The organism is Streptomyces sp. AMJ-169, assembly GCF_055597585.1.
The window spans coordinates 869,469-877,340 of record NZ_JBVLTJ010000001.1; the positions used below are offsets into that span (position 1 = coordinate 869,469).

7 protein-coding genes are annotated in these 7,872 nt (G+C 73.0%); all 7 read left to right on the forward strand.

All coding sequences use genetic code 11. The annotated features are described in order from the left end of the window. Nucleotide 1 precedes the first annotated feature (1 nt). Nucleotides 2–214: an MbtH family protein gene (locus tag ACYUD3_RS03580; RefSeq protein ID WP_470963293.1), complete on the forward strand. Its 213-nt coding sequence runs from the start codon at nucleotides 2–4 to the stop codon at nucleotides 212–214. A 1-nt stretch (nucleotide 215) separates the two neighbouring features. Beyond that, nucleotides 216–1,436 carry a cytochrome P450 gene (locus ACYUD3_RS03585; RefSeq protein ID WP_470963296.1) on the forward strand — a complete coding sequence of 407 codons (1,221 nt, stop codon included), beginning with the start codon at nucleotides 216–218 and terminating at the stop codon, nucleotides 1,434–1,436. After that, entirely contained in the window at nucleotides 1,433–2,167 is a 735-nt protein-coding gene (locus tag ACYUD3_RS03590; RefSeq protein WP_470963299.1) for an SRPBCC family protein, read from the forward strand. The genes ACYUD3_RS03585 and ACYUD3_RS03590 overlap by 4 nt, the downstream gene beginning before the upstream one ends. 18 nt (nucleotides 2,168–2,185) lie before the next feature. Beyond that, nucleotides 2,186–2,368, forward strand: coding sequence for a hypothetical protein (locus ACYUD3_RS03595; protein WP_470963302.1), 183 nt, complete (start codon nucleotides 2,186–2,188; stop codon nucleotides 2,366–2,368). Nucleotides 2,369–2,387: 19 nt separating this feature from the next. After that, nucleotides 2,388–3,161: a thioesterase II family protein gene (locus ACYUD3_RS03600; RefSeq protein WP_470963305.1), complete on the forward strand. Its 774-nt coding sequence runs from the start codon at nucleotides 2,388–2,390 to the stop codon at nucleotides 3,159–3,161. A 33-nt stretch (nucleotides 3,162–3,194) separates the two neighbouring features. Then, on the forward strand, nucleotides 3,195–4,481 hold the full coding sequence (locus ACYUD3_RS03605; protein ID WP_470963308.1) for a cytochrome P450: 1,287 nt from the start codon (nucleotides 3,195–3,197) through the stop codon (nucleotides 4,479–4,481). A gap of 143 nt (nucleotides 4,482–4,624) precedes the next feature. Further along, the gene (locus ACYUD3_RS03610) at nucleotides 4,625–7,624 is read left to right on the forward strand and encodes an AAA domain-containing protein (protein ID WP_470963311.1); all 3,000 of its coding nucleotides are present in this window, start codon (nucleotides 4,625–4,627) and stop codon (nucleotides 7,622–7,624) included. Nucleotides 7,625–7,872 lie beyond the last annotated feature (248 nt).

Genomic DNA, 7,872 nt, shown 5'->3' on the forward strand with positions numbered 1-7,872 from the left:
CATGTCGACCAACCCCTTCGAGGACGACGACGCCCGCTACCTGGTGCTCGTCAACGAGGAGGCCCAGTACTCCCTGTGGCCCGCCTTCGCCGACGTCCCCTCCGGCTGGACCGTCGCCCACCCCGAGGACACCCGCCAGGCCTGCCTCGACCACATCGAGCGCAACTGGACGGACATGCGGCCCAAGAGCCTCGTCGACGCCATGGACTCCTGACATGACAGCCCCCGAAGCGCTCGACTACGCGGCGGTGATGACCACCGATACCTTCCGCCGCGACCCCTACCCGCACTACGCCCACCAGCGCGCCCACGACCCCATCCACCGTTCCCCGCAAGGGATTTGGTACGTCTTCCGGTACGGCGACATCGAACAGGCCCTCGGTGAGCCGAAGTTGTCCAACGACCGGGACCGGATGACCGGCGCGCTGGGTGCGCAGGACGGCCGGATGCGGGAGCTGAGCCGGCTCACCGCGCGGCTCGGCCGGGTCATGAGCAACACCGACCCGCCGGACCACGCCCGCCTGCGCAGACTCGTCAACAAAGCCTTCACCGCAAGGCGAGTTGAGGAGTTGCGCGGCCGGGTACGGCAGGTCGTCGACGGGCTGCTCGACCAGGTCGGCGGCGGCACGTTCGACGCGCTCGCCGCCGTCGCCTCCCCGCTGCCGCACACGGTCGTCTGCGAGCTGTTCGGGATCCCCGAGGCGGACCGCCCGCAGGTCAAGGAGTGGTTCCGGGGCCTCGGCCGCATCCACGAGGACATCGGCCGCGCCGAGAAGGTCATCGACGCCTTCGAGGCCTACCTGACCCGGCTCGCCCGCGAACGCCGCGCCGACCCCGGCGACGACCTGATCAGCGCGCTGGTCACCGCCCAGGCCCAGGACGACCGCCTCACTGACCACGAGATCCTGTCCGCCTGCTTCATGCTCATCACGGCGGGCGACGAGACCACCACCAACCTCGTCGGCAACGGCCTCCTCGCCCTCCTGAACCACCCGGACCAGCTCCGACTCCTGCGCGAACAGCCGGAGTTGATGCGTTCGGCGGTCGACGAGTTCGTCCGCTACGACACCCCGAGCCAGGCCATCGTCCGCGTGAGCGCCGGCGAAGTGGACCTGGCCGGGCGCACCGTGCCCCCCGGCGCCCTGGTCTACCTCCTGCTCGCCTCGGCGGGCCGCGACCCGGAGCGGTACGACGCCCCCGACCGGCTCGACCTGACCCGCACCGCTCCCGCCCGCCACCTCGGCTTCGGCCACGGACCGCACTTCTGCCTGGGCGCCCCGCTGGCCCGGCTGGAGACCGAAGTCGCCGTGGGCGCAATGCTGGAGCGCTTCCCCGGCCTGCAACTCGCCGTGCCACGTGAAGAGTTGGACTGGCGCCCCAATCCCCTGCAACGCCGGCTCACGGCGCTGCCCGTCACCCACGACCCGAGGAAGTGACCGCCGTGCCCCGCGAGTTCAAGGTGACCCGCACCCGCATCCTGCCCCTCGCCCCCGAACGCGTCTGGAACGCGGTCGCCACCACCGAGGGCAACCTCGGCTGGCTCTACCCCATGGAGATCGAACCCCGCGAGGGCGGCGCCGTCTCGCGCGGCTCCTCCACCGTCGTCGCCTGGCAGCCGCCGCACGAATTCGCCTGCCGCACCCCCGACTTGGACGGCTTCACCAACACGCTCAGCTACCGCGTCCAGCCGCACGAGGACGGCGCCCGGCTCGACACGGGCATCCACTGGGTGCACACCGGCACCCCCGACGCCGGCTGGGACACCCGCGCCGACGCCGCCGAACGGCACGTCGACTTCTACCAGCACAGCCTCGCCCAGTACTTGGGCCACTTCGACGGCAGGCCCGCGGCCTACGTCAAGGCGAGCAGGCCCACGCCGCCGAGCACACCGGACGCCTTCGAGACCGTACGCGCCCGGCTCGGCGTACCGGCCGGGGCGGTGGCCGGGGACGCCGTGAAAGCCGTACTGCCGACCGGAGTCGCGCAGGCCGTCGTGGACCACCGCGACGGCGACTTCCTCGGGCTGCGCACCGGGGACGGGCTGTACCGGTTCTTCAACGGGGCGCGGTGGAACTGGCCGCTGTGGGCCGGGCACCACCTCTTCGGCGCGGTGGGGGAGGACGAGGAGCCGGCCTGGGGGAACTGGCTGGCCGAGACCGCGCCCTGACGAGCGAAGGAGACCGACATGCAGACCCAGACCTTGCTGTACTCCGCCGAACTCCTCGAAGAGGACGGCGTGTTCACCCTCGTCGTGACCGACCGGACGCACGACACCGTGCAGTCCGTGGAGGTCGGCCGCCGGGCGGTGGAGAAACTGCCTTACTTCCTCTCGATGCTGACGTCTCGTCAGTTCGGCATGTTCCGCTAGCAGTCCGCCCAGGAGAACCATGGCACCGACCCGCTTCGCCCCGCCGACGGCGGCCCGGCACACCGCCGACCGCTGGTTCCGCGTCCACCGCGCCGCCCGCCCGGCGGCCCGCCGCCTGCTGTGCTTCCCGCACGCCGGCGGCACCGCACAGCTCTACCACGGCTGGAGCGCCCATCTCCCCCCGGACGTCGAGCTGTTGGCGGTCCGCTACCCCGGCCGCCAGGACCGGCTGGCCGAACCCCGCATCGAGGACATGGCCGCCATGGCCGACGCCGTCACCGAAGCCCTCTCCAGCCAACTCGACCTGCCCGTCTCCCTGTTCGGGCACAGCATGGGCTCGGCCATCGCCTACGAGGTGGCCCTGCGCCTCGAACGCCGAGGCGTCCGCCCCGAACGCCTCTACGCCTCCGGCCGCGCCGCCCCCCACCGCGCGACCCCGGCCGGGATCGACCCGGACGACGACACCGCGCTGATCACGACCGTACGCGGCCTCGGCGACTTCCAGTCCGAGGTGTACGACATCCCCGAACTGCGCGACCTCCTGCTGCCCGCGCTGCGCGCCGACTACCGCCTCATCGAGAGCTACCGCCCGCTCCGCCCCCTCCCGCTGCGCACCCCGATCACCGCCTACACCGGCCTCGGCGACGCCTTCTGCCCCATCGAGGGGGTCCGCGCCTGGGCCGAACTGACCACGCACTCCTTCGAGTTGCGGACCTTCCCGGGCGACCACTTCTTCCTCGTCCCGCAGGAACGCGAACTCGTCCGGGACCTCGCCGCCCGGCTGCCGGGCTGAGCACCGCGTGAACCCCCCTTCTTGGAGCACGACTTGACCGAGAGCACCACCCCCACCGCGCCGTCCGCCGCCGCCCCCGAGACCCCCGCCACCCGCCCGGCGGACGAACCCCTCCTCCTGGACCCCGAGTTCCTCGCCGACCCGGCGGCGAGCCTCGGCGCGATCCGCGAACAGGGCCCCGTCGTCCGCGGCTGGCTCACCGAGACCCAGCCGGTCTGGCTGATCACCCGCTTCGACGATGTCCGCGAAGGGCTGCGCGACGCCGCCCGGTTCGTGCACACTCCCGAGAAGGTCGACGGACACACCGGCGAGGACCCGCGCCGCGTCCTCGTCGACATGCTCAACCTCCCCGAGGAGGTGCGGAAGTACTTCCTCGTCTCCGCCCTCGACGCCGACCCGCCGCACCACACCCGGCTGCGCGGCGCCGTGAGCCGCGCCTTCACCGCCCGCCGGATGCAGGCCCTGCGCCCCCGCGTCGCGGAGGTCACCGCCGGACTGCTCACCGGCATGGCGGCCAACTCACCCGACGGGACAATGGAGTTGGTGGAGGGCCTGGCGTTCCCCGCCGCGATCACCGTCGTCTGCGAACTCGTCGGCGTCCCCGTCGCCGACCGCGCCGTCTTCCGCCGCTGGGGCGACGACATCCTCACCATGGACCCCGAACGGCTGCGCGTCTCCTCCCCGGCGGTCGTGGAGACCGTCCTGCGGCTCCTCGCCGAACGGCGCCGACTCCCCACCGGCGACCTCCTGTCCACCCTCGCCGACCCCGCCGGGGGCCTCGACGAGGTGGAGGCCGTCGCCATGGTCATGAACGTCGTCATGGCCGGCTACGACAACACCGCCCAGCTGCTCGTCAACAGCCTCGCCGCCCTCCTCACCCACCCCGATCAGCTGCAACTCCTGCTTGAGCGGCCGGAGTTGATGCCTGGCGCCGTCGAGGAGTTCGTCCGCTGGTGCGGCCCCGACATCGTCGTCCGCATGCGACTCGCCGCCGAGGACGTGGAGTTGCACGGGGTCCGGATCCGCAAGGGGGACTGTGTGCAGTTCGTGCTGGTTTCCGCCAACCGGGACTCGCGGCGGTACCCGGACGGGGACCGGCTCGACGTCACGCGCACCGGGAGCGAGGACCATCTGGGGTTCGGGCAGGGGATCCACTACTGCGTGGGCGCGGGGCTGTCGCGCATCCAGTGCGAGGTCGCGCTGACCGTGCTGCTGGCGCGGTTCCCCCAACTCCGGCTCGCCGACGGGCCGGAGAGCCTGAAGCGAGTGGTCATCCCGGGGACCGCGCCCCGGCTGCCGGAGCTGCGGGTGAAGGTCTGACCGCCCGTCCGGATTCGGCCAACTTGCCGGTTTGTCGAATTCCTTCCTGACCGCCGCGTCCGCGTGGCTAAAGTGGCCGTGCCCGAACCCGGGCACGGCAAGGGAGTAGACGTGCGGCATATGCGAGAGACCGGGGACACCCCATGCTGACCCGCACCGTCACCCTCCCCACCCCCCTGGTCCTGGTCCCCGCCCCGGCCCTCGACGGCATCCTCACCCGCCTGCGCCGCGCGCACCCCCATCTCCCCGGAGACATCGGGGAGTTGGCGGCCGACCTCACCACCCGGGACGCCGTCCCCGCCACCTTCCCCCGGCAGCGCAACCGCGGCCAGGCCCTCGCGCTGCACGGCCGGGGCTGGACGGCGCTGCTCAACCCCGCCCAGGACGGCCGGAGTTACCAGATCCCGGCGGTCGCCCCGCTGCGCTTCGTCGACCACGACCGGATGGCACGCGGCTGCCTCCTCCTGCGCCCGACGGCCTGGCTGATCGGCCCCGCCGACGCGGCGGTTGCCGAGCGGGCGGAGACTCACTGGGGGCGGCTCGCGGGGGAATGGGATCTGCTGCGGGGCGAGGCCGCCGCCGGGGCGCCCGACGAACGGGAGTCCCGTTACCTCGGGCTCCTCACGAAGGCCGTCGACGCCGAACATGAGCTGCGCCGCCAACACGCGGCTGAGGAACGTCCGTTCGCTTATCAGGACGCGCTTCCGGGCGCCGATGCCTGGACGTTCGTCCTCCGGGGGCGCCGACTTCCCGTCGAGGGTGAGGTGTTGCGGGTCCGGGGTGAGCCGGGGGTGCGTGGGCAGGTGACGGCCGTGGATCAGCGGCGGGCGCGGGTGACGCTGGCGTTCGACCGGGGTGGGGATCCGCAATGTCCGCCTCGGCAGGGGGAGTTGGAGCGGTTCGAGGACAGTGCGGCGTACGGGTGCCGCAGCGATGCGCTGGCTGTTCTGCGGGGCGGACATGCCAGGAATCCGCGCCTGCTGTCGATCCTCGCGGGCAGCCGCCGGGCGGGGGAGGAGGCGCCGGGGGCGCACCGGCTCGGCGGGGAGGCGCCGGCCGGCGGAGAGGTCCCGGGGGTACGCCGGTCCGGCCAGGAGGCACCCATCCCGCAAGCTCGCCGGTCCGGCCAGGAGACACCCACCCCGCAAGCTCGCCGGTCCGGCCAGGAGGCACCGGCCCCGGAAGCTCGCCGCCCAGGCCAGGAGGCACCGACCCCTCTCGACGACGACCAGCACGCCGCCCTCCGCACCGCCCTCACCGCCCCCGACCTCGCCGCGATCATCGGCCCGCCCGGCACCGGCAAGACCCGTGTCCTCGCCGAACTCGTCCGCGAAGCCACCCGCGCCGGCTCCCGGGTCCTCGTCACCGCTCCCGGCGCCCCGGCCGTGGACGACATCCTCACCCGGCTCCCTGCCGGCCTCGTCGCCCTCCGCGTCGGACCCGAACACCAAGTCGCCCCGCCCGCCCGGCACTTGCTCCTCGACCGCCGCGCCGCCGAACTCCGCAGGACCGTCCTCGACCGCGTCGGCGCCCGCCTCTCGGCCCACACCGCCGGCGGCCCCGGCGCCGACCACTGGCCGAGGGTCCTGTACGACGCCGTGACCGCCCTGGAGAGCGCCGTACGGCAGGAGCGGTCGGCGCGCGCCGCGCTGGACGAGGCCCGGCGCAGCGTCGCCGGACCCGCACAGGTACGGCTCGACCGGGTCGCCGAACGGCTGCACCGCACCCTCGACCGGCGGGCGCGTACGACCGACCGGCTCGACCGGATGCGACAGCGCCAGCCGCTCTCCCAGTGGTGGCACGGCCGCCAACTCGCCCGCGCGGAGAAGGCGTTGCGGGTCTACGACGAGGCGATCGAGCAGGCCGAACGGGACCGGCGGGCGGCCGAGGACGCCCTTGATGCCGCCACCCGCGATCACCCCGCCGTCCGCGAACGCCGGGTCGCCGCCGGGCAGGCCGCGCAGTCGGTCGCGCGGTACCGGGAGGAGGCTCGGTTCGCCGAGCGGTCCTGCCGGGCGTTGCTCGCGCCGGTCGGGGACGCGCCCGCCGATCTGTACGCGTTCGCCCGTTGGGCCCGCACTGCTTATCCTCTGCTCGCTGCCCGGCGTGCGCTGCTTGCCGAGTGGCGTGATGAAGTCCGTGCGGATGCTGGGGAGTTGTCCGATGAGCTGCTTCGGTATGCGCATGTCGTCGGTGCCACCGACGCGGGGCGGCTCAGTGGGGTCGGGTTCGATCTCGCGGTCGTCGACGAGGCCGGGCGGCTGACCACTGCCGATGCGCTTGTTCCGTTGGTGCGGGCTCGGCGGGGGGTTCTGTTCGGGGACGAGTGCGAGGTGCCGGTGGGGGGTGCGGCTCAATTACCGGCTGAGGTGGCGGAGTTCGGTGCTCGGAGCGTTCTCGAAATGGTTCAGGGGAAGCTGGCCGAGGGTGCGGTGGCTCGCTTGTGCGTCCAGCGGCGGGTGCCTCGGGAGATCGCCGACTTTTGTTCGAGGGCGTTCTGTGGGGGACGGTTTGTGACGCCGGGTGATGACGGGGACGCTGCTGCTGGAGTTGCCGCTCAACTTCCCTCCACTGAAGGCATGTTCCGCAGCCCCCTAGTCCTCGTCGACACCTCCGACCTCCCCGCCGGTGAGCGCGCCGAAGGCGGTGACCATCGCGGCCGGGTCAACCGTGCCGAGGCGGATCTGCTCGCCGCGCTCGCCCGGCACTGCGCGGACGCGGGCGAGGAGTGGACGGTGGTCGTCCCGTACCGGGCCCAAGCCGCCCTGATCCAGGGCCTGTTGAGAGACCTTCCGGCCGGCCGGGGGGAGGTCGTCACCGTCGACTCGGTCCAGGGCGGCGGGCGGGACGTCGTCCTCTACGGGTTCACTCGCAGCAACCCGCGCGGCTCGGTCGGCGGCCTCGACGAACTCCGGCGCGCGGGGCGGGCGTTCACGCGTGCGCGGCGGCGGCTTGTCCTCGTCGGTGACTTCACGATGCTCACCCAGGCCGCCGACGAGGGGTTCGGCGAGATGGCTCGCGTGCTCTGTGAACACGTGGCGGAGAGCGGGGAGTCGCTGACCGCCGGGGAACTCGCGGCGCGGCTCGGTACGGATATCGGGGGCCTGCCTGACGCAGGGGGGCCGCAGAACGCGTTTCGATGAACTCGCCCCGCACATCGGCGACTTCGCTGGGGGCACCCCGGCTCACTCCCTGTGCCGGAGCCCCGGCTCACCCTCGCCGCCGGAGCCCTGGCTCACCCCGGCCCCCGGTCGGTCAGCCCCGGTCGCCTCGGCTCAGCCCAGTCCCGGTCGGCTCTGGCCGTTTCGTCCCCCGGCCTTGGCTGTCTTGGTATCCGGGCCTGGTCGCTCCGGCCTGGTCGCCTTGGTTCGGTCCGGTCCTGGTGGGCCTT

Bases quoted from the DNA above. Each gene is read 5' to 3' on its own strand.
- ACYUD3_RS03610 (WP_470963311.1), top strand. From the start codon at position 4,625: ATGCTGACCCGCACCGTCACCCTCCCCACCCCCCTGGTCCTGGTCCCC.
- ACYUD3_RS03580 (WP_470963293.1), top strand. From the start codon at position 2: ATGTCGACCAACCCCTTCGAGGACGACGACGCCCGCTACCTGGTGCTC.
- ACYUD3_RS03585 (WP_470963296.1), top strand. From the start codon at position 216: ATGACAGCCCCCGAAGCGCTCGACTACGCGGCGGTGATGACCACCGAT.
- ACYUD3_RS03595 (WP_470963302.1), top strand. From the start codon at position 2,186: ATGCAGACCCAGACCTTGCTGTACTCCGCCGAACTCCTCGAAGAGGAC.
- ACYUD3_RS03600 (WP_470963305.1), top strand. From the start codon at position 2,388: ATGGCACCGACCCGCTTCGCCCCGCCGACGGCGGCCCGGCACACCGCC.